Below are 21,811 nucleotides of genomic sequence, written 5' to 3'. Positions count from 1 at the left end.
GGACAGATATGGGGCCATTCACATCGGACATTCAACTGGGAGAGGCGCTGCAACGGCTTGCGGCATCCCATGGGGAGTCGCGTTGCTGGTTGCTGCTAGACCCTCTGTTGCGGCCGCCTGAGGAAGATTCCGAATGGCTGGGCCTGGCCGAAGAACTCGATGCGCGGACCACTTCGGTCCGGCTTGCGCATCGGAATGTCGATTCCAAGGCTTGGCCTCGGCTAGTTGCGCTGGACCTGGAGCGCGCCCGCGACGCTGATATCAGCAGGGTGGCGGCAGGCATGGCGATTCGGGATTGGACGCCGGAATCCCTGCGGCTCGGCCTGGGGCGCCGCATCGGCGGCTGGCTGTTTGGCGCAACGGATGCTGCGGCCTTGGCGCACCACCTGGGCCGGGCCATGCTGCAATCGCGGCCGGATGGAGGCCGCTCCCTATTGCGCTTGCAGGATCCCGCTGTCCTGGATCTGGTATGGAACCTGGCGACGCCAGGGCAGCGCCAGGCATTGCTGGGGCCGATGGACCTGTGGGTGACGGTCGACCGGTGGGCGCGCCTGGCAAGCTATGGCAACGGCGCTGAGCCGGCGACTGGCCTTCGGGATATCGGTCCGCTTCAGTTCGACTCAGACCAATGGAGCCGCATTGAGACCTCTGCCGCCATCAACCGCGCGTGGCGCGTGGTGGCTGGACAGGCCGCGGCCATTTCAGATGAAACCTTGGCGCAGGCGGCGGCATGCGTGCGGCGCGGGGCGGCCAGGGGATTGGTGGACCCGCGCGACTGGGAGGCCATGGCCATCCGCGCGCTGACGACACACCCCACATTCGATCAGCATCCCAGGCTGGCCGCGCTACTGGATGCCCGTGAGCCGGATGTCGGCTTTGCCAGGCTCGTCATGGATTTGACCGAAGCGGACTGGACGGCGATTGCCCGCGACTGCCGGCAAGCGCGCCCGGCGCATCACCAAGTTAGGGAAGAAGAATGAGTACGGCTTGCAATGTATGCAAGGCAGGCGGCCTGCCGATACTGCCGACGCGTTACGCCGTGGTGCCCGCGGGGTTTCCGGCGCATGCGCTGGACGGCGTAAGCGGCGAACGCGTGAAGGATGTGCCGCTGGACAGCGAACAGTACAAGTACGTGACCCGTACGCTGCGCATGGGCTTTCTCTACCTGTTCTACGAGAAAGGCCCGCAGGGCGCCAACTACTGGGAAGTCTATTCCGTGACGGCCGACGGCATGCTTTGGCGTTGCGACGACGCGGATAGCGCCCGGCTGCAGCCTGCGATGAAATGCGCGAACCAGGGGCACAATGGGTTGCGCATGCACTACATCGTGATAGAGAAGCCGGAGCAATGCGGCAAGGTGTGGCTGGCCTATAGCGAACATAAATGGAGTTCGCAGACCCGCACGCGCTACGAAAAGCAGGAGCACCGTGCAACGCGGATGCAGGCGATCGAACCCGCCGTCTGGGCGCAGGGCCGCTGCGAGGCCAAGAACCACCAATCCATTCTGGCCGTCGAGTCGAACTTCAAGAAGATCCTGGAATACGGCGACCACCAGTTCAGCGGATTGACGGGCGAGCCGCCCTGGCTTCCGTACACCGGCCTCGATCGCCAGCGCAAGTTGAGCAATGTCGACGGGTCTTTCGACGAAACAACGCTGAAAGAGCAATTCACGAAGACGCCCTGGTATCCGCGCAACCGGCCGCTCGGCGGGCTTGTGGATAAGACGCTTGAGCTGCTGTTGGCGCAGATGCTGGATAAATGCGGCGATCCCACGATGGGCGTCAGCTATTGGCCGATGAGCTTGGCGCTGTGGGACGCCATCGGCATCACCGACGAGCTCAACGGATACTGCAATGACGCGCTGGGCGCGATGGCGCGGTATGGCGAGGAACGCGCGCTGCAGATTACCGCGGCCAGCAACATCGAAGGCGCCAAGGCGGCGCTGGAGAATAAGGCCGACGATGCCGCGAGGCGCACGGCCGAGGCCGTGCAACTGGGGCAGCGCGGCGGCAACCGGCACTATGAGGTGATGCGCCGCAATCAGGTCATCAATCAGCATGTGCCAGACATGAAGGGCAAGCAGGCATTCGCCGGGCTGGAGAACGAGCGGTCCAATGGCGTGATAACGGACGCCGAGTACCACAGCCGCCGCCGCGTGCTGCTGGACCAGTACGTCCCGGCGGCCAATAGAGCGCAGGCGGAGGCGGATTTCAACGCCTATGACGCGGAGATCGTGCAGGCGGACGAGACGCGCGCCCGGAATCTGGAGAATTACCGTAAGGACAAGGTCGCGCATGCCTGGGATCGCTACAACGACAATGTCGATTGGGACAAGCTGAATCGCTTCAAGAGCAACTACGAGAAGTTCCAGGAGATGGCGACTACGCTGGCGAATACCAGGACGGTGGAACTCATCAAATGGCTGGAATGGGGCCTTCTGTTCGATACGCTGGAAGACTACAGCGAGGAAGTCGAGGATGACGGCCACGAGTTCATTGAAGTGGTCGGCGACCTGATCGAAGGCATCGGATCCAGCGCGGCGGGAGCCCAGTATCTCAAAACCTTGGTGGAAGAACGCCGTGATGCAGGGGACAGGAAGTCCCTGTTCTGGCGCGCAATCGCCGCAAACCAGAAGCAACTGAAGCCCGCGGTGACCAATGCCCTCGATGAAGCCGTGAAGGGCAAGGAAACGCCATTGCCTACGGGTCTCGGTGTCGTCGAACGGGTGCTCAGCAACCTGAAAACCTTCTCGGGGTATTACAAGAGGGCGGTGTCCCTGGTTGGTGAAAGCAAGGTGGAAAAGCTGGGGCCATTGCCGCGCGCTTTGAAAAATGCCGGCATCGACAAGCTGATGATGACGGTGGGCGATACGGCTTTCCGCTGGTTGCAGCTGAACCGCGTAAGCGATTTCGTGGGTGAGAAGATCGTCCAGAATCTCTTTCTGTTGTCCACGGGCATCAGCGACGCCGACGCCTTGGCGCTGGTGAGAGAACAGGCCCGGTCCGAAGGCGTGGCGCGTCAGGTCGCGCTGCAGCGATTGCGGACTGCGCGCACTTTCCTGGAGGCCAACGAGGCCATCGCCAAGGAACCCAGCCACAAAGTGCTGCGGGACATGTGGGGCAAGATGCGGCCGGCTACCGGGCGCAACGGGGCTACCACCATGCGCATTACGGTGGTGGTGGGATTGATTGAAATTTGGAACTTCAAGAAGCTCATTTCGGCGACCGACAAGACGGCTACGACTTATGCAAAGCTGGTGGCGTCCACGGCCACCTTGAGCGCCGCCGTGATTGATATCGCCATCGTGCCGTATCAATTGGCGGGAAAAAAGGCATACGGATTCCAGAAATGGAAATTGGTCGGGGGAATGTTGGGCGCCGGCGCGAGCTTTATCGGCGCATCCATAGATTTCAACGAAGCCATGGAGCGCAGGGAAAAGAAGCAGTACACACTGATGGTGCTGGTCGGCATCAAGTCGGCCATAGGCTTTGTCGCAGGCGGGGCCGCGGTGATCACGGCAATATCGACTTCTGCCTCGTTGCTGAAGATCGTGGGACGGCGCGCAGGTATGAATGTGATGGTGGTGGCTGTGGATGTGGTTGCGTCGCGGATGGCGGTAGCCTCATTCGCTCGTGTGCTTGGTATCCTGGTGGGCTGGGAGATCGCGATAGTGTTGGTGGGTATTCAGCTGCTGGTCTGGTACTTCACGCCGAATGCACTGGAAGAGTGGTGTGAAACCAGCGCGTTTGGCCGTCGTACTTTCGGCAAACCTCAGGACGAACCGAAGAAGCAGGAGGAAGGCTTCGTCGCTGCTCTTGCTGACGTGACGTGATTTGATGTGAGGAATGGAATGACCAATGAGCTCAATGGAAATGTCCGGAAGATCGCCGGAAAGATCACGGAGCTGAAGAAGTCCCGTCGTAATCGGGACTTTGTCCTGAGCCAGATTGGCGGTGATGTCGGAGCGTCCGCGGTATCTGCCGCGCTGGCAGGCATGGGCGGGGCGGGTATCGCGATTGCCTCGATCGATAGTTCGGAGAGCGCCGACTTCGTGGAGTTTTCACTGAACGGCGAACCTGTTCAGGGTTGGTTCTGGCGTTTCCCCTTTCAAGAAGGAGACGACGTGGAACTGGTCGCCGAACGTGGCGAGCGCGCCTGGAGCGCCTATGGCGTCAGGCGCGAATCGGACTCCTTGGTGGCGGTGTATCCCCACTGCTTTGAAGGGCGCAGATCCCACTATCTGTCCACGTTCCGGTTCTGGGGCATCATCGTCGCGGTGATTTTTGGATTCATGATGTGCCTGGATGCGGTGTTTGCCTTGTTCAAAGGCAAGTTCAGCATCGCGGGCCAGCTCGAGGCCTATGGCATTTATGCCATGTACCTGTTGCCGGCCTTGCTCGTCGTGTTCGGCTTCCTGGCCTGGCGGGCGGGGCGCAAGACGGAAGGCTTCGCGCATGTCGCGGAAATGATCTTCAAGGGATTCGGTTGGAGCAACCCCACTGGGATCAACTTGCGTGCAATATCGAAAGCGAAGCGCCGCCCTGGCGATGGCAAGGACTACAGCCTGCGCTACTTCAGATACTGATCGGGAAATTCCCCTCGGAACAATGCAAGGCTCTATCCACAGCCTGATACCGGTCGCGCCGTAACCGAGCCGGCGAGTTCTGGAGCATTGAATGGATTACACGGGGTTGATACGCAAATTCCCCAACGACCGGCCGCTTGGGGACTTCGACCGCGAACACCGCTTGCAGCAGAAGAAACGGCTGGACGTACCGCTGGCGGCCGATTCCTGCGTGGTGAAGATGAATTCCAATGCTCTGGTCTTGGTGGACCGCTGGTACGCCTATCGGGGCATGCTGGCGCTGATGGGGCTCGTAGGCGTGGCCTTCGGCGTGGGCATGATCCGGGAGTTGGCTTGGGCCCTGGTGGACGGGCTGCCCAATGAGAACGGGCTCTGGACGGCGGTTTTCATCAGCATGGCGATGGGCGCGGCGCTCGCGGCGGCGGCAGCATGGGTCGCGGGCAAGGAGATGTTCCGGTGGACGTACTATCCCATCGCCCTGGACCGCAAGCACAAGCTGGTACACGTGTTCCGGCTGGACGGAACGGTGCTGACGGCGAAGTGGAACAAGCTCTACTTCACGCTTGGAAGAGGGGTCGACGGGTTTCAGCACCGGACTTGGGATGTCCGCGGCCTGATCCTGGACGCGGACGGCGTGACGGTCAGGGAGACATTTGCGTTCAGCTCGGTCACGTACCGGGTCGAAGACGCGTATTCCCATTGGGAGTTTCTGCGCCGCTACATGGAGGACGGCCCGCAAGCCGTGCAGGACGCGGTCTTGCATTGCGTGCCGGCGGACGGCAAGCCGGAGACCTTCGCCCTATCCAAGCAGCGCGCCTTTGCCGAGGATGCACAAGGTCCGGGCTTCCTGTCCCTGCTGATGATGCCGTTCAATCTTCTACACGCCATCATGCGCTGGGCGGTGATGCAGACCAGCACGATCCCGGCGTTTCCGCCGGAGATCGAGGCCACGCTGCAACCTGAGCCGGGCGACAAGTACGTGCGCGATGCGTCGATGAATCCCGAAGACCTGCGCTAGGGGATTTCATCCGGCGGCGCGGCGGACCGGATTTGCGCTAGGATTACCCCGACCTTTCCGCCCCTCCCTGGAGCCCCCGCATGACCGACCTCAGCGCCTTTCCCATCACCAAGAAGTGGCCCGCCCGGCACCCCGACCGCATCCAGCTGTATTCGCTGCCCACGCCCAATGGCGTGAAGGTGTCGATCCTGCTGGAGGAAACCGGGCTGCCCTACGAGGTCCACCGGGTCAGCTTCGACGCCAAAGACCAGTTTTCGCCCGAATTCCTGTCGCTCAGCCCGAACAACAAGATCCCGGCCATCCTCGATCCCAATGGTCCCGAGGGCAAGCCGCTGGGCCTGTTCGAGTCGGGCGCCATCCTGATCTACCTGGCCAGCAAGGCGGGCAAGTTCCTGCCGGCGGACACGGCGGGGCGCTATGAGACCCTGCAATGGGTCATGTTCCAGATGGGCGGCATCGGCCCGATGTTCGGCCAGCTGGGCTTCTTCCACAAGTTCGCGGGCAAGGACTATGAAGACAAGCGCCCGCGCGACCGCTACGCGGAAGAATCCAAGCGCCTCTTGAACGTGCTGGACCAGCGCCTGGAAGGCCGTGACTGGGTGATGGGCGACGAGTACACCATCGCCGACATTGCCATCCTGCCCTGGGTGCGCAACCTGGTGGGTTTCTACGGCGCGGGCGAGCTGGTGGAGTTCTCGCGCTTCAAGAATGTCGCCCGGGTGCTGGAAGCCTTCGTGGCGCGTCCTGCGGTGGCCAGGGGCCTGACGATCCCCGGATAACGCCGCGCGTACCCTGCCTCTACAATCGGCCCTGTCATCCCTTCTGGAAAGCCGGGGCCGCCCATGGAACTGCGCCAACTGCGTTACTTCGTCCGCGTCGTGGAGGCGGGCAGCATCGGCCGCGCCGCGCAGTCCATAGGAATGGTGACGTCGGCGCTCAGCCAACAGATCAGCCGGCTGGAGGGCGAGCTGTCCACGCGGCTGCTGCGGCGCAGCGCCAGCGGCGTGGAGCCCACCGACGCGGGCTTGGCGTTCTTCCGTCAGGCGCAATTGGCGTTGCGCCACGCCGACGATGCGGTACATGCCGCGCAGCAGGCCAGGCTGGCGGGCCACGTCAGCGTGGGCCTGCCTTCCACCACCGCCGCCATCCTGGGCGCGCCCTTCGTGCAAGCCATGAACGAGCGCTATCCCGACATCCGCCTGCATCTGGTTGAGGCGCTGTCGGGCCATCTGAGCGACATGCTCAATGGCCGCATGCTGGACCTGGCCATCGTGTTCCAGGCCGAATCCGCGCGCCGCTGGAGCGTGACGCCCTTGCTGGACGAGCCGCTGTTCCTGCTGGCGCGGCCGGACATGGCGGGCTTGCCTGCCGGCGAGACCACGCGCATCGAGGCCATTTCGCATCTGCCTCTGGTCCTGCCCAGTGGACGCCACGGGCTGCGGGCGCTGGTCAACAACGCGTATCAGCAATCGGGCCGCACGCCGCTGGTGGCGGTGGAGGTGGACGGCCTGCCGGTGCTGATGGACGTGGTGCAACTGGGCCACGTGGCCACCATCCAGCCCAGTTCCGCCATGGCGCGGATCGCGCCAGGCCAGCTGCACATGGCGCGCATCGACGACGCGCACCTGTACCGCCCCAATCTGCTGGCCAGCCTGTCCGAGGACGAGCTGTCGCCCGCGGCGCTGGCCGCCCGCCTGGTGCTGGCCGACGTGTCGCGCACGCTGGCGCGCGAGGGCAAATGGCCGGTGGTGGCTCTTCACGATTCATGAAGACCTGTTGACGGCTGGCTGATATCGGCGGGCGCTGCCGCTCGCTACAGTCCGTTCCTTGGAAGAGGAACGATGGCATGGTCGACGTCTTGGTGGTGGGAGGGGGCAACGCGGCGCTGTGCGCGGCCCTGATGGCGCGCGAGGCCGGCGCCAGCGTGCTGCTGCTGGAAGCGGCGCCGCGCGAATGGCGCGGCGGCAATTCGCAGCACACGCGCAATCTGCGCTGCATGCACGACGCGCCGCAGGACGTGCTGGTCGAGGCCTATCCCGAGGAAGAATACTGGCAGGATCTGCTCAAAGTGACGGGCGGGCAGACCAACGAGCATCTGGCGCGGCTGGTCATCCGCGAGTCCTCCACCTGTCGCGATTGGATGCGCCGCCATGGCGTGAACTTCCAGCCGCCCTTGTCCGGCGCGCTGCACGTGGCGCGCACCAACGCCTTCTTCATGGGCGGCGGCAAGGCCCTGGTCAACGCCTACTATCGCAGCGCCGAAGCGCTGGGCGTGCAGATCCGCTACGACGCGCCGGTCGACTCGCTGGAGCTGGAGGAAGGGCGCTTCGTGGCGGCGCGCATCGGCCATGAGCGCATCGAGGCGCGCGCCTGTGTGCTGGCGGCCGGCGGCTTCGAATCCAACCGCGAGTGGCTGCGCGAAGCCTGGGGCCAGAACGAGCGCGGCGAATGGCCGGCCGACAATTTCCTGATCCGCGGCACGCGCTACAACATGGGCGTGCTGCTGAAGTTCATGCTGGACGCCGGCGCGGACAGCATCGGCGATCCGTCGCAGTCGCATTGCGTGGCAATCGATGCGCGCGCGCCGCTGTACGACGGCGGCATCTGCACGCGCATCGATTGCGTGTCGCTGGGCGTGGTGGTCAACCGGGAGGCCAGGCGCTTCTACGACGAGGGCGAGGACTTCTGGCCCAAGCGCTACGCGATCTGGGGCCGCCTGACAGCCATGCAGCCGGGCCAGATCGCCTATTCCATCATTGACGCCAAGGCCGTGGGCCGCTTCATGCCGCCGGTGTTCCCGGGCGTGCAGGCCGACACCTTGCCGGAACTGGCGGTGAAGCTGGGGCTGGACCCGGCGGTCTTCGAGCAGACCGTGCGCGACTACAACGCGGCCTGCCGCGTCGGCAAGTTCGACCATACGGCGCTGGACGACTGCCATACCGAAGGCCTGGCGCCGGCCAAGATGCACTGGGCGCGGCCCATCGACACGGCGCCGTTCTATGGCTATGCCTTGCGGCCCGGCATCACCTTTACCTACCTGGGCCTGAAGGTGGACGACACCGCCGCGGTCCGGTTCAGCGACGTGCCCAGCGACAACCTGTTCGTCGCGGGCGAAATGATGGCAGGCAATGTGCTGGGCAAGGGCTATACGGCCGGGGTGGGGATGTCCATCGGCACGGCCTTCGGCCGCATCGCCGGCACCCGGGCCGCCGCCGCCGCGCGCGGCCGGCATAACGCGGAAGCACGACATGAAGCAGCTTGAAGCCCTGGCCCGCGAGGCCCAGTCCTTTTCCACGCAGCATGGCGAGGCAGCGCCCGTCATGGCAGAGCAGCCGGTGCGCTGGCATGGCAAACAGGCCGAACGCCGGGCGGATCTGCTGACGGGCGATGAAACCGAAGTCGCCCGCGTCATGCAGATCTGCAACGCCTGCCGCTATTGCGAAGGATTCTGTGCGGTGTTTCCCGCCATGACCCGTCGCCTGGAATTCGGCAAGGCCGACTTGAACTACCTGGCCAACTTGTGCCACAACTGCGGCGCCTGCCTGCATGCCTGCCAGTACGCGCCGCCGCACGAGTTTTCGGTGAACGTGCCGCAATCCATGGCGCGGGTGCGGATGCAGACGTACACCGATTATGCCTGGCCCGCAGCTCTGGGCGCCCTGTATAAGCGCAATGGCCTGACCGTGTCGCTGGCCGCCGCTGCGGGCTTGGCACTGTTCCTGGCGATGGCCGTGCTGATGGCGGGCGGCTTGTTCCATGAGCCCATGGCCGGCAATTTCTACGCGGTGTTCCCGCACAACACGCTGGCGCTGATGTTCGGCGCGGTGTTCGGCTTTGCGATGCTGGCGCTGGGCGTGGGCGTGACGCGCTTCTGGCGCAATGTCAGTCCGGGCGCGGCCACAGGCGCTGCAGTGGCGGAAGCGGCGCATGACGCCCTGCGCCTGCGCTACCTGGATGGGGGGCATGGCAAGGGCTGCAACAACGCGGACGACGCCTTCACCTTGTGGCGCCGCCGCTTCCATCACTTCACGTTCTACGGCTTCATGCTGTGTTTCGCCGCCACCAGCGTGGCGACGCTGTATCACTATCTGCTGGACCAGCAGGCGCCGTATCCCTTCTGGAGCGCGCCTGTGCTGCTGGGTACGGCAGGCGGCGTCGGCCTGTTGATCGGACCCGCGGGACTGCTGTGGTTGAACCTTAAGCGTCATCCGCAGCAGGGCGACGCGGCGCAAAAGCCCATGGACCGCGGCTTCATTGCGCTGCTGTTCCTGACCAGCGCCACGGGCCTGGCCTTGCTGGCCGGCCGCGACGGCGGCGCGATGGCGCTGCTGCTGGCGATTCACCTGGGCGTGGTGATGGCGCTATTCCTGACGCTGCCCTACGGCAAGTTCGCCCACGGTATCTATCGTTCGGCCGCGTTGTTGAAGTGGGCCATCGAGAAACGCCAGCCCAACAAGCTGCAACTGGGCTCGGATTGAAGCACCGCGCAGCCGCGCGGCCATGACGGCGTCCGTCGACGGCGCCGCGACCGACAACAAACCAGGAGACTTCAATGTTCCGCACTTCCTTGCTGGCGCGTGCCGCGCTGGCCGCCTGTCTGCTGCCGGCCTTGCCGGCGCAAGCCCAGTCCTTCCCCTCGAAGCCGATCACGCTGGTGGTGCCGCATTCCGCGGGCGGCACCTCGGACATCCTGGCGCGCACCGTTGCGGCGGAGGCGGCGAAGACGCTGGGGCAAACCATCGTCATCGACAACAAGGGCGGCGCTAACGGCACCATCGCCGCCAAGCAGGTGGCGATGTCCGCGCCGGACGGCTACACGCTGCTCTTGGCAACTGCCAGCACGCACGGCATCAATCCGTCCTTGTACTCGCGGATTTCGTACGATGCGGTGAAGGACTTCACGCCCGTGACGCTGCTGGCCACCGTGCCCAATGTGCTGGTGGTGGGCAAGCAGGTGCAGGCTGCCAATGTGCAGGAGCTGGTTGCCTACATCCGTTCGCAGGGCGACAAGATCAACATGGGCTCGGCCGGCGCGGGCACGCCTGGCCATCTGGCCGGCGAGATGTTCAAGAGCGCCGCGAAGCTCCAGTTCACGCACATCCCCTACAAGGGCGGCAGTCCGGCCATCACCGACCTGATCGGCGGCCAGATCGACTTCATGTTCACGACCATTCCCGGCGTGCTGCCGCACGTAAAGGCCGGCACGCTGCGCGCGCTGGCGGTTACCTCGCCGCAGCGTTCGCCCGCCATGACGGATATCCCCACCATGGCGGAATCGGGCCTGCCGGGCTTTCAGGCCGTGTCGTGGCACGGCATCGTTGCGCCGGCGGGCACGCCGGACGCGGTGGTCGCCACGCTGAACCAGGCGTTGAGCGGCGCGCTGGCCGCGCCTGCGGTCAAGCAGCGCCTGATGGAAGAGGGCGCGCAGGCCTCCAGCCTGAACACGGCGGCGTTTGGCGCCTTCATCCAGAGCGAGATTGCGGCCTGGGCCAAGGCCGTCAAGGATTCGGGCGCCACGGCGAACTGATACCGGGGGCGTAGAGCGGGGCAGTGTCCTAGAATGACGCATGCTTATTGCCCTGCTCACCACGCTGGCCCTGGCAACGGGCAACGCGGCTGCCTTCGAACTTTCCTGCTTCTATGCGGACAAGACCGACGAAGGCGCATTCGGCCACGCGGAACAGTGCGCCCGCGAGGACGGCGGCGGCATCGTCTTCAACCCCGAAATCTTGCGCCGCATGCAGTTCGGCGCCGATGGCCTGGCGCCCGCGGCCGTCGCTGGCTGGCGTTGGGTGCGGCCGGATGGCCGGTCGGTGTCCGTGATTACCTACGACAACGGCCCGGACGAGTTCGAGGAAGGGCTGGCGCGCGGGCGCAGGCCGGAAGGCATGGCCTACTACGACAAGCAGCTGGAGCTGGCGCTGGCCACCTCCTATGCGTGGGCTGAGCCTTTCAGCAGCGGTCTGGCCGCAGTGTGCAGCCATTGCGTCAGCGTGCAGGATGGCGAGCATTCCGTGATGGTCGGCGGCGATTGGGGCGCCATCGACCGCAAGGGCGTCCTGGCGCTGCCCCTGCGGCCGGACGCTGCGTCCTTGCGCAGCGATCTGGAGGCCGCGAGAAAGCGCCGCTGAACGACGCTCGCGGATCAGCCGCCCGCCAGCAGCTTGCCCAGCGTCGCCATGCCTTGCTCCATTTCGGGATTCCAGGGATGGCCGCCGTTCAGCCTCAGGAAGTTGCCGAAGGCGCCTGACGCTGAAAACAGCGGACCCGGGGCGATGCTGATGCCGTGTCCCAGCGCGGCGCGGTGCACCTTGAGCGTGTCGATATGGGCCGGCAGCTCCACCCACACGAAGTAGCCGCCCAGCGGTCGCGTGGCGCGCGTGCCCTTGGGGAAGTAGCGGGCGATGGCTTGCAGCAGTTCCCCTTGCTGCTGGGCCAGCGCCTGGCGGAATTGCCGCAGGTGGCGGTCGAAGCCGCCTTTTTCCAGATAGGCTGCGATGGCCGCCTGGGTGGGCGCGGCGGTGGCCAGGCTGGTGGTGAGCTTGTTGCGCATGATGCGCCGCGTGTAGCGGCCGGCGGCCACCCAGCCCACGCGGTAGCCCGGCGCCAGGGTCTTGGAGAACGAAGAGCAGTGCATGACGATGCCATCGCGATCGTAGGCCTTGGCGGGGCGCGGACGCTGCTCGCCGAAGTACAGCTCGCCGTAGACGTCGTCTTCGATCAACGCCACGTCGTGGCTCGCAAGCAACCGCACCAGCGCTTCCTTCTTGTCGTCGGGCATCAGGCTGCCCAGCGGGTTCTGGAAGGTGGTCATGAGCCAGCAGGCTTTGGGGCGGTGGCGCAGGATGGCCTGCTCCAGCGCCCGCAGGTCTATGCCTTCGCGCGGATGCGTGGCCACTTCGATGGCGTGCAGGTGGTTGCGCTCCAGCGATTGCAGCGCGGCGTAGAAGGTGGGGGATTCCACGATGACCGCGTCGCCGGGCTCGGTGACCGCCGCCAGGCTAAGGTTCAGCGCGTCCAGCGCGCCGTTGGTGATGATGATGTCGTCCACCGGCACCGACATGCCGTCGGCCAGGTAGCGCAGCGCGATGGCGCGGCGCAGCGCCGCGTCGCCCGGACTGAGGTCGTCGATCGAGCCCCAGGGGTCCAGGCGCTGCACCGTGGCCGCCATGAACTTCGCCAGGCGTCCGTAGGGCAGCAGCGACGGGTTGGGAAAGGCCGAGCCAAAGGGCAGCATGTCGCGGCGCAGGGTGGCGTTGAGCACCTGCAGCACGTTGTCGCTGACGTCCACCGGATGGCGTCCGGCGCTGGCGCTGGACAATCCGTCCAGCTCCGGCAGCGTGGCGTGCGGCGCGCGCAGCACGTAATAGCCGGAGCGGTCGCGCGCCCGGATCAGGCCGCGCGCTTCCAGCAGGTAGTAGGCCTTGAACACCGTCGACGGGCTGACCCCGCGGCTGGCGCTGGTCTGCCGCACCGAGGGCAGGCGGTCGCCCGCCTGCAGCAGGCCCGATCGGATCGAGGCGGTGATTTCTTCTGTCAGCCGTTCATAGCGCTTCATGGGCGGGTCCGTTTGTTTGGAGCGGGTTCAGGTCGACATGCCGATGGATCTCATCACCAGGCGCAGCGCATAGGCCGCCACGCCCAGGGCCGCGACACTGCATGCCCAGATCATCGCCAGCCAGAGCAGGCGGCTGCGCCATGAGGGCAGGGAGGATTGGGAGCCGTTCATCAGTGGAACTCCTCGCCAAGGCGCACCTTGCCCCGGAACACGTAGTACGACCAGGCGGTGTACATGAGGATAATCGGAATGATCGCCAGCGCTCCCACCAGCGCGAAGCCCAGGCTTTGCGGCGGCGCGGATGCGGTCCAGATGGACACGTCAGGCGGGATGATGGCGGGCCAGATGCTGATGCCCAGGCCGCTGTACCCCAGGAACAGCAGCGCCAGCGACAGCACGAAGGGCCCGGCGTTGGGCATGCCCTTGACGCGGCGGATGAGATCGAAGCCGGTCACGGCGACCAGCAACGGCACCGGCAGGAACCAGAACATGTTGGGCAGGCTGAACCAGCGCTGCGCGATCTGCGGCTGCGCCAGCGGCGTCCAGACGCTGAGCGCCGCGATCACTGCCAGCAGCAGCAGCGTGAGCGGACGGGCGATGTCGCACATGTGGCGGTGCAGCCGGCCTTCGGTCTTCATGATGAGCCAGGTGCAGCCGAGCAGCGCGTAAGCCACCACCAGCCCCGCCCCGGTGAAGAGCGAGAACGGGCTGATCCAGTCCCAGGCGCCGCCTTGATAGGCGCGGTCCGCGACCGGGATGCCTTCGATGTAGGCGCCCAGCGTCACGCCCTGGAAGAACGTGGCGCACACGGAACCGAGCACAAAGGCGCGGTCCCACAGCGGGCGGTGATGCTCGTCCGCCTTGAAGCGGAATTCGAACGCCACGCCGCGGAAGATCAGGCCCAGCAGCATGAATACCAGCGGCAGGTGCAGCGCGCTCAGGATCACCGAGTAGGCCAGCGGGAACGCGGCCATCAGGCCGGCGCCGCCCAGCACCAGCCAGGTCTCGTTGCCGTCCCACACGGGCGCCACGGTGTTGACCATGACGTCGCGTTCCTCGCGATCGGAGATCAGCGGGAAGAGGATGCCGATGCCCAGATCGAAGCCATCCATGATCACGTACATCATCACGCCGAACAGGATGATGACGGCCCATACCAGTGCAAGGTCGATGCCCATGGCCTCAGACTCCCGAATGCTTGCGTTGCGCGGGCTCGATGCCCGCCAGGGTGGAGGCGGCCGACAGCGGCCGCGAGGGCTGGCGCGGTTCGCCCGGGCCGCCCGACAGCGGCGCGTGGCCGGGGGCGGGGCTGGGGCCCATGCGGATCAGGCGCAGCATGTACGAGACGCCGGCGCCGAACACCAGCAGGTACACCACCACGAACAGCGCCAGCGTCAGCGTCAGTTCGCCCAGTCCGTGCGGCGTGGCCGCGTCGGCGGTGCGCATGACGCCGTACACCACCCAGGGCTGGCGGCCGATTTCCGTCACGTACCAGCCGGCCAGGATGGCGATCAGCCCGGAAGGTCCCATCCACAGCGCAAACCGGTGCAACCAGCGCGATTCGTACAGCCGGCCACGCCAGCGCGACCACGCGGCCCAGAGGGCGAGCGCGATCATCAGCATGCCCAGGCCCGCCATCACGCGGAACGACCAGAACACGGCCGTGGCATTGGGACGGTCTTCGGGCGGATAGGACTTCAGACCCGGGAACTGGCCGTCCCAGCTATGCGTGAGGATCAGGCTGCCCAGGCGCGGAATGTTGACCGCGTAGCGCGTTTCCTCGCGCTCCATGTCGGGGATGCCGAACAGTGTCAGCGGCACGCCAGCGCCAGGCTCGTTTTCCCAATGGCCTTCGATGGCCGCGATCTTGGCGGGCTGGTGCTTGAGCGTGTTCAGGCCATGGAAGTCGCCCACCACGGCTTGCAGCGGGGCCACCAGCAGCAGCATGCCCATGGCCATCGCGAACATCTTCTTCACGGCGGGGCTGCGGTCGCCGCGCAACATGTGCCAGGCGCCGGATGCGCCCACCATCAGCGCGGTCGCCAGGAACGCGGCGATGCCCATGTGCGCCAGGCGGTAGGGGAAGGACGGATTGAAGATCACGGCCAGCCAGTCCGTGGGCACCACGCGGCCGTCCAGGATTTCGTAGCCGGCGGGCGTCTGCATCCAGCTGTTGGAGGCCAGGATCCAGGTGGCGGACACCAGCGTGCCCAGCGCCACCATCACGGTCGAGAAGAAATGCAGGCCCGGCCCGACGCGCGACCAGCCGAACAGCATCACGCCCAGGAAGCCGGCTTCCAGGAAGAAGGCGGTCAGCACTTCATAGGCCAGCAAGGGCCCGGTCACGCTGCCGGCGAAATCGGAGAAGAAGCTCCAGTTGGTGCCGAACTGATACGCCATCACGAGGCCGGACACCACGCCCATCCCGAAGTTGACGGCAAAGATCTTGGTCCAGAAATGGTAGAGGTCGCGGTAGACGGTGTTGCGCGTGCGCAGCCACAGGCCTTCCAGCACGGCGAGATAGCTGGCCAGGCCGATGGTGATGGCGGGGAAGATGATGTGAAACGAGATGGTGAAGCCGAACTGTATTCGGGCAAGCAATAGCGCGTCGCTATCCATGGCGGTATTCCTGACTTCTTCGCCAGCGCGCCTCAACCGCCACAAGACGGCGTGCGCTGACGGGTGTTTGACCTACACCGTGAAGTTAGAGCCGCAGCCTGGATCAGTACAGATTCAGATCATGAATAAAAAAGCGGATCAGTTTGGATAGATTGCCGGAAGAAAATGCGCTTTTCATAGGGAAAGCATCTGTGCTGCAAGTTTTGCGAAGACGATGAAGTTACAAAAAAAGCAGCACAGAAAAGGCGGGTGCGTCCCCTGATACGCTGGTTTTGAGTGCGCAGCCCGCCAGGCCGGCGCCTAGGATGCGCAGGCGCGCGCCGCTTCGTCGATCAGGCCGGCCACCTCGGCGGCGCGCGACGCAAGCGATGCGTGGCTGGCGTCCAGCGTGATGGTCTTGCGGGTGTTCAGGCGCGCGGCCATGCGCGTCTGGTTTTCGGGGGCGATCATCCGGTCCTGGCTGGATATCTGGTACCAGGACGGCTTGCTGCGCCATGCGGGGACGGACACCGTTTCGCCGAAGGCGCTGGCCAGGGGCGCCTTTTGCGTGACGGCCATGACCAGGCCCTCGTCGGCGGACAGGTCCTGGCAGAAGCTCTCATGGAACTTGTCGGCGCGTAGCCAGAGGTAGCCGTCGCTGTCGGGCGCCAGGTTGGGCGCGGCCGCGGGCAGCATTTCTTGTGTGATGCCGCCCGGGCTTTCTCCCGCGTCCGGGGCGAAGGCGGCGATGTACACCAGGCCGGCCACGTTGGGCTGGTTGCCGGCTTCGGTAATGACCGCGCCGCCGTACGAATGGCCCACCAGCAGCACGGGGCCCTTCTGCTGCGCGATCATTTTGCGCGTGCGTTCGGCGTCGCCGGCCAGGGAGGCCAGCGGCATGTCGACGGCGTGCAGGTCTTGATAGCCCTTGCGCGCCAGTTCCAGGATGACGCGGCTCCAGTGGGCGGCGCCGCCCCAGAAACCGTGCACAAGAATGATGCTGGGTTTGCTGCTCATGATGTGGCTCCTTCCTCGGGATGGAGCAACGATCATGCGCCGGCCAGGACGGCGCCGCCACAACTATTTGCGGCGGCGCCAGTGCCGTTACAGCGGACGCGGGGCAGGCGTGACGGCGGCCGGACGCTGGGCGCGCTGGCTCAGCCACACGCTGGCGACCACGATCACCATGCCGGCGATCTGCGCGGCGCTCAGCTGCTGGCCCAGCATGCCCCAGCCCAGCAGCACGGCGGTAATGGGGCTGAGAAAGCCGAGCGAGGAGACCACCGCGGGCTCCAGCCGCGCTACGCCCCGGAACCAGAGCACATAGGTCAGCGCCGCGCCAATCAAACCCAGGTAGGCGATGCCGGCCACGTTAAGCGCGGTGAGCGGCGGCAGGGCGGGCTCGGCGGCGAAGGCCAGCGGCGCCAGCAGGATGCCGCCCGCCGTCAGCTGCCACGATGTGAAGGTGAGCGCGGATACCGGCGGCTGCCAGCGCCGGCTGAGTACCGTGCCCAGGGCCATCGAGGCGGCGCTGATCAATCCGGCCGCAATGCCTACCGGGTCCAGCGCGGCCTTGGGCGTCAGCACCAGCAGCGCCACTCCGCCCAGGCCGCCCAGCGCCGCCAGCACCGACAGGCCGCGTACGGGTGTGCCCAGCAGGCAGCGTGCCAGCAGTATCACCACCAGCGGCTGGACCGCGCCCAGCGTGGCGGCCACGCCGCCCGGCAGGCGGTAGGCCGCCACGAACAGCAGAGCCCAGAAAACGGAAAAGTTCAGCGCGCCCAGGATGAAGGCGCGCAGCCACCAGATGCCTTGCGGCAGTTGGCGCACGATCAGCAGCAGCAGGAAGCCGGCCGGCAGCGCGCGCAGCATGGCGACCGTCAGCGGATAGTCCTGCGGCAGCATCAGGGTGGTGACGACGTAGGTGCTGCCCCAGATGGCGGGCGCCAGGGCAGTCAACAGCAGATCGGAACCGCGGTTCATGGTCATGCTCCGGCTAGCTCAGGCAAGTTCAAGCACGTCGTGGACGGGGCGGCGCGGCTTCTGCGGCCAATTGCCTTCCTGCGCGTAGCCCATGGCGACCAGCATGACCGGCACCTCCTCCTGGCGCAAGCCGAAGGCCTGGGCCACGCCGGCGGCGTCAAAGCCGGTCATCGGGCTGGCGGCCAGGCCTTGGGCTTGTCCTGCCAGCATCAGGGTGGAGGCGCCGAAGGTGGCGCTGCGCACGGCCTCGTCGCGCTGCGTCTGCGGCGAGTCGACATAGAGGCGGCTGGCCGCGGCTTCCCAGGATGGCACCATGGCCGCGGGCATGAAGCCCGCGTCCACGGACGGTTGCAGGCGGTCGGCCATCCAGGCGGCCTGGGGCAGCACGCCCAGCACGATGAAGGTCACCGCCGATTCGCTCACCTTGGGCTGGTTCCACGCCAACTCGCGCAGCCGGCGCTTGCCCTCCTGGCTGCGCACGGCGATGAAGCGCCAGTTCTGCAGATTGAAGGCGGTGGGCGCGCGGGTGGCCCAGGAGACCAGGGTACGGATGATGTCGTCGTCCACGCCGCGGGCGGGATCGAAGAAGTTGGCGGAAACGCGTTGCGCGATTGCGTCGGTCAGGGCGTGGTTCATGGCTGCCATCCTTGGGATTTGCTGAGATTGCCGGCTCGCCATATGCGCGCCGTCTCCATGTCCACAGGCTAATTGAATCCTTGTTTGGCGATAATATCCAATTCAATGGCAATATCATTCACCAATAGTGAATAATCTATGGATCATCTGACGGCGCTGAGGGTGTTCAGGCAAGTGGTGGAGCGGGGCGGCTTCGCAGCCGCGTCGCGGCAGATGGGCCTGTCGCCCGCCGCGGTCAGCAAGAACATCGCCGAACTGGAAACCCACCTGGCGGCGCGCCTGCTCAACCGCACCACCCGCCGCATGAGCCTGACCGAAGCCGGCGCGCGCTACTACGAACAGGTGGTGCGCATTCTGGACGACCTGAGCGAAGCCGAGCAATCGCTGGGGCCCTTGCAGCAGGCGCCGTCGGGCACCTTGCGGGTCAGCGCGCCCATGTCGCTGAGCCTGGTCCGGCTGTCCGCCGCCATGCCGCGCTTCCTGGAGCGCTATCCGCAGGTATCGCTGGACCTCAACCTGGAGGACCGCCGCATCGACATCGTCAAGGAAGGCTACGACCTGGCTATCCGCGGCACCGACCGGCTGGAGGATTCCAGCCTGGTGGCGCGCAAGCTGATGACGCTGGACCACGTGCTCTGCGGCGCGCCGGCCTACTTCGAGCGCCATGGCGTGCCGGCCTCGCCCCTGGCGCTGCGCAACATGGAGCGCGTGCAGTTCACCTTGTCTGGCCACTCGGACGAATGGACCTTCAAGCGCGCGGGGGAGACCGAACGCGTCCCGGTGCGGGGCCGCTACAGGGTGAGTTCCAGCCTGGCGGTGCGCGATGCGCTGCGCGCCGGTTTTGGCGTCAGCCTGGTGCCGCGCGTGTACGTGCAGCAGGACCTGGACAGCGGCGCGCTGCAGGCGGTGCTGCAGGATTGGAAACCCGACGAGACCTACGTGTATGCGGTGTATCCCTCGCGCCGCCACATGGTGGCCAAGGTGCGCGCCTTCGTCGACTTCCTGCTGGAAGAACTGGGCGCGCCGCGGGAATGAGCCGCGGCGGCCCGTAGCCGCATCAATACATGTGCTGGCCGCCGTTCATGGCGACATTGCTACCGGTCATGAACGCCGCGGCATCGCTGCAGATGAAGGCGACCAGCGCGCCGATCTCTTCCGGGCGACCGAGCCGGCCCAGCGGGATCTGCGGCAGGATCTTCTCCTTCAACACCTCTTCGGGCACGGCCTCCACCATGCGCGTCGCCAGGTAGCCCGGCGATACGGTGTTCACCGTCACGCCTTTCCTGGCCAGCTCCAGCGCCAGGGATTTGGTGAAGCCGTGGATGCCGGCCTTGGAGGCCGCATAGTTGGTCTGGCCAAACGACCCCTTGCTGCCGTTGACGGACGAGATGTTGACGATGCGGCCCCAGCCCCGGTCGGCCATGGCGCCGCATAGCGGCTGCGTCATGTTGAACATGGAGTCCAGGTTGCCGCGCAGCACGTCCGTCCAGTTTTCGTGACTCATCTTGCGCAGGCTGGCATCGCGGGTAAGGCCGGCGTTATTGATCAGGATGTCGATCTGGCGGCCGTCTTCCTCCAGGCGCCGCGCCAGCGCCTGGCACGAGTCGTAATCGGCCACGTCCACCCTGTACATGGCGTAGCGGCGGCCCTGGGCCGCCTCCGCGTCCACCCACGCCCGCGCGGCGTCTTCGCTGGAGTGGTAGGTGATGATGACCTGGTGGCCGGCATCGTGCAGGGCGCGCGCGATGGCTTGCCCGAGGCAGCCGGCCCCGCCTGTGACGAGCGCAGTGCGTTCAGCCGTCATGATGGGATCCCGGTTGGCTTGCGTCGCGCATGGCCGAGCACGCCGACGCCATCTGGTTCGACAGCGTCTTCCAGATCTGCGCCATGGGCGTGTCTTCGATGCCCATGGCGCCGCCGGTGGCCTGCTTCAGCCAGCCTCGCATTGCTTCGCTCATGCCGGCGGCCAGGGTGGCCTGTTCTTCGAGCAGCGCGTGGGTGATGGCCTGGCTGGCTTCAAGCTGGCTTTGCCATTGCTTGCGCGTCATTTCGCCCAGCGCGGGCGCGATCTCTTGCCAGTTGCCGGATTGTTGCAAGGGCGCCAGTGCGGCCAGGTATTGTTCCGCGTTGCCGCCGGCCAGGCGGCGGCCCAGTTCAACCCAGCGCTGCTGGCTTTCCTGCGCAAGCTGCGCCATGCGCTGGCAATAGGCGGCATTGGCGCTGGCAAGGCCCTGAGGCGTGGAGGCAGTGGTTTTCTTCATCATCCGTCCTTTTAAGAGAGTGGTAAGGGGTAACGAACACACAGGCCTCAAGCCATCTGGCTGAGGGTCTTGCGAAAGCGCGCCAGCGAGAACGCGAACAGGACCGAGCCTATGAGCGCCAGCGCCAGGAAGGGTTGCCACACGACGCTCAAGCCCGCGCCGCGGTAGAGAATGGCCTGGCCGAGTTCCACGAAGTGGGTGGTGGGAGCGGCCAGCATGATGTCCTGCACGAACTGCGGCATGCTTTCGCGCGGCGTGGTGCCGCCCGACAGCATTTGCAGGGGCAGCAGCACTAGTACAAGCAACATGCCGAACTGCGGCATGCTGCGCGCAAGCGTGGCCATGAATATGCCCATAGAGGTCGTCGCGAACAGGTGCAGCGCCGCCCCGACCAGGAACAGCGCCACCGATCCTTCGATCGGCACTTGCAGCAAGCCGCGTACCACGAAAGTCAACGATAGCCCAGCAGATGCCAACACCACCAGCCCCATCGACCAGACCTTCGCGACCATGATCTCGGTCGGCGTCACCGGCATGACCAGCAGGTGCTCGATGGTGCCGTGCTCGCGTTCGCGGATCAGCGCGGCGCCGGTCAGGATGATGGACAGCATGGTGACGTTGTTGATGATCTCCATCAGCGCGCCGAACCAGGCCTGGGTCAGATTGGGGTTGAAGCGCATGCGCACCGCCAGCTCCACCGGCAGTTCGGTGGGCGCGCGGTAGCGTTTGACGAACTCGTTGATCTCGTCGCTGATGATCTGCTGGATGTAGCTGCTGCCCGTGAACGCCTGGCTCATGCGGGTCGCGTCCACGTTGAGCTGGATTTCAGCGGGCCGGCCAGCCAGCACGTCGCGCTGGAAATTGGGCGGGATGTTGACCGAGAAGGTGTAGCGCCCCGCGTCCATGCCGGCATCGGCCTCGGCCGAAGTCGTTACTTCCGGCGGTGTGAAGTGCGGGGGATAGAAGGCCGACGTGATGCGCGCGGACAGGGGCGAGACGTCCTCGTCGACCACGGCGATGGGAGCGTTGTGCAAGGTTTCCGGCACGGCCGTGGCGGCGGTGTAGATCATCAGCGTGAACGACACGAGGATCAGGATCAGCATCATCGGGTCGCGCGCCAGGCTCCACAGCTCCTTCACGCCCAGGCGGTAGATATTGGCCAGGTGCCGCAT

21 protein-coding genes are annotated in these 21,811 nt (G+C 65.7%); 11 read left to right on the top strand and 10 right to left on the bottom strand.

Annotated features, from left to right (window positions below):
• Window positions 1-8 precede the first annotated feature (8 nt).
• The 10 genes from DXK93_RS13935 to DXK93_RS13890 all read left to right on the top strand — a co-directional run bounded on the left by DXK93_RS13935 (window position 9) and on the right by DXK93_RS13890 (window position 11,734).
• Entirely contained in the window at window positions 9-980 is a 972-nt protein-coding gene (locus tag DXK93_RS13935) for a DUF4123 domain-containing protein (protein WP_119450351.1), read from the top strand.
• Entirely contained in the window at window positions 977-3,832 is a 2,856-nt protein-coding gene (locus DXK93_RS13930) for a T6SS effector BTH_I2691 family protein (protein ID WP_119450350.1), read from the top strand. Before DXK93_RS13935 ends, DXK93_RS13930 begins: the two co-directional genes overlap by 4 nt.
• An 18-nt stretch (window positions 3,833-3,850) precedes the next feature.
• Complete coding sequence (locus DXK93_RS13925) at window positions 3,851-4,585, top strand: putative type VI secretion system effector (RefSeq protein WP_119450349.1); 735 nt, start codon at window positions 3,851-3,853, stop codon at window positions 4,583-4,585.
• Between the two features lie 91 nt (window positions 4,586-4,676).
• Window positions 4,677-5,603: a DUF6708 domain-containing protein gene (locus tag DXK93_RS13920; protein ID WP_119450348.1), complete on the top strand. Its 927-nt coding sequence runs from the start codon at window positions 4,677-4,679 to the stop codon at window positions 5,601-5,603.
• 80 nt (window positions 5,604-5,683) lie between these two features.
• On the top strand, window positions 5,684-6,382 hold the full coding sequence (locus DXK93_RS13915; RefSeq protein ID WP_119450347.1) for a glutathione S-transferase N-terminal domain-containing protein: 699 nt from the start codon (window positions 5,684-5,686) through the stop codon (window positions 6,380-6,382).
• 63 nt (window positions 6,383-6,445) lie between these two features.
• Window positions 6,446-7,372: a LysR family transcriptional regulator gene (locus DXK93_RS13910; protein WP_119450346.1), complete on the top strand. Its 927-nt coding sequence runs from the start codon at window positions 6,446-6,448 to the stop codon at window positions 7,370-7,372.
• A gap of 77 nt (window positions 7,373-7,449) precedes the next feature.
• Entirely contained in the window at window positions 7,450-8,865 is a 1,416-nt protein-coding gene (gene tcuA / locus DXK93_RS13905) for an FAD-dependent tricarballylate dehydrogenase TcuA (RefSeq protein ID WP_119450345.1), read from the top strand.
• Window positions 8,852-10,081, top strand: a complete 1,230-nt coding sequence (gene tcuB / locus DXK93_RS13900) for a tricarballylate utilization 4Fe-4S protein TcuB (protein WP_119450344.1) — start codon at window positions 8,852-8,854, stop codon at window positions 10,079-10,081. Before tcuA ends, tcuB begins: the two co-directional genes overlap by 14 nt.
• A gap of 74 nt (window positions 10,082-10,155) precedes the next feature.
• The gene (locus DXK93_RS13895; RefSeq protein WP_119450343.1) at window positions 10,156-11,130 is read left to right on the top strand and encodes a tripartite tricarboxylate transporter substrate binding protein; all 975 of its coding nucleotides are present in this window, start codon (window positions 10,156-10,158) and stop codon (window positions 11,128-11,130) included.
• A gap of 40 nt (window positions 11,131-11,170) precedes the next feature.
• On the top strand, window positions 11,171-11,734 hold the full coding sequence (locus DXK93_RS13890) for a WG repeat-containing protein (protein WP_119450342.1): 564 nt from the start codon (window positions 11,171-11,173) through the stop codon (window positions 11,732-11,734).
• Between the two features lie 14 nt (window positions 11,735-11,748).
• Here the strand turns inward: DXK93_RS13890 and DXK93_RS13885 are convergent, their stop codons facing one another.
• From DXK93_RS13885 to DXK93_RS13855, 7 genes are all read right to left on the bottom strand, one after another.
• Window positions 11,749-13,161, bottom strand: a complete 1,413-nt coding sequence (locus DXK93_RS13885; protein ID WP_054452025.1) for a PLP-dependent aminotransferase family protein — start codon at window positions 13,159-13,161, stop codon at window positions 11,749-11,751.
• Window positions 13,162-13,188: 27 nt separating this feature from the next.
• Window positions 13,189-13,332 carry a DUF2474 domain-containing protein gene (locus DXK93_RS13880; protein ID WP_082400805.1) on the bottom strand — a complete coding sequence of 48 codons (144 nt, stop codon included), beginning with the start codon at window positions 13,330-13,332 and terminating at the stop codon, window positions 13,189-13,191.
• Entirely contained in the window at window positions 13,332-14,339 is a 1,008-nt protein-coding gene (cydB, locus tag DXK93_RS13875) for a cytochrome d ubiquinol oxidase subunit II (protein WP_119450341.1), read from the bottom strand. The genes DXK93_RS13880 and cydB overlap by 1 nt, the downstream gene beginning before the upstream one ends.
• A 4-nt stretch (window positions 14,340-14,343) precedes the next feature.
• Window positions 14,344-15,780, bottom strand: a complete 1,437-nt coding sequence (locus DXK93_RS13870; RefSeq protein WP_054452023.1) for a cytochrome ubiquinol oxidase subunit I — start codon at window positions 15,778-15,780, stop codon at window positions 14,344-14,346.
• 300 nt (window positions 15,781-16,080) lie between these two features.
• Entirely contained in the window at window positions 16,081-16,776 is a 696-nt protein-coding gene (locus DXK93_RS13865) for an alpha/beta hydrolase (RefSeq protein WP_119450340.1), read from the bottom strand.
• A gap of 87 nt (window positions 16,777-16,863) precedes the next feature.
• Complete coding sequence (locus DXK93_RS13860; protein ID WP_119450484.1) at window positions 16,864-17,742, bottom strand: EamA family transporter; 879 nt, start codon at window positions 17,740-17,742, stop codon at window positions 16,864-16,866.
• Window positions 17,743-17,760: 18 nt separating this feature from the next.
• Window positions 17,761-18,378, bottom strand: a complete 618-nt coding sequence (locus DXK93_RS13855) for a nitroreductase family protein (RefSeq protein ID WP_199728296.1) — start codon at window positions 18,376-18,378, stop codon at window positions 17,761-17,763.
• 138 nt (window positions 18,379-18,516) lie between these two features.
• On the opposite strand from DXK93_RS13855, the gene DXK93_RS13850 reads away from it, so the two are divergent.
• Window positions 18,517-19,413 (top strand): LysR family transcriptional regulator, encoded by an 897-nt coding sequence (locus DXK93_RS13850; protein WP_119450338.1) that lies wholly within the window; start codon window positions 18,517-18,519, stop codon window positions 19,411-19,413.
• 22 nt (window positions 19,414-19,435) lie between these two features.
• Here the strand turns inward: DXK93_RS13850 and phbB are convergent, their stop codons facing one another.
• The 3 genes from phbB to DXK93_RS13835 are packed head-to-tail and all read right to left on the bottom strand — an operon-like array spanning window position 19,436 to window position 21,811.
• Complete coding sequence (phbB, locus tag DXK93_RS13845; protein ID WP_119450337.1) at window positions 19,436-20,182, bottom strand: acetoacetyl-CoA reductase; 747 nt, start codon at window positions 20,180-20,182, stop codon at window positions 19,436-19,438.
• A complete protein-coding gene (locus DXK93_RS13840) occupies window positions 20,172-20,639 on the bottom strand; it encodes a hypothetical protein (protein WP_082400836.1) in 468 nt (155 codons plus the stop codon). Before DXK93_RS13840 ends, phbB begins: the two co-directional genes overlap by 11 nt.
• A 47-nt stretch (window positions 20,640-20,686) precedes the next feature.
• Entirely contained in the window at window positions 20,687-21,811 is a 1,125-nt protein-coding gene (locus DXK93_RS13835; RefSeq protein ID WP_059371289.1) for an ABC transporter permease, read from the bottom strand.

The organism is Achromobacter sp. K91, assembly GCF_003576205.1.
Taxonomy (GTDB): domain Bacteria; phylum Pseudomonadota; class Gammaproteobacteria; order Burkholderiales; family Burkholderiaceae_B; genus Achromobacter; species Achromobacter aegrifaciens.
The sequence above is the reverse complement of the archived record's forward strand: the minus strand, read 5'-3'. Positions and strand labels throughout refer to the sequence as shown.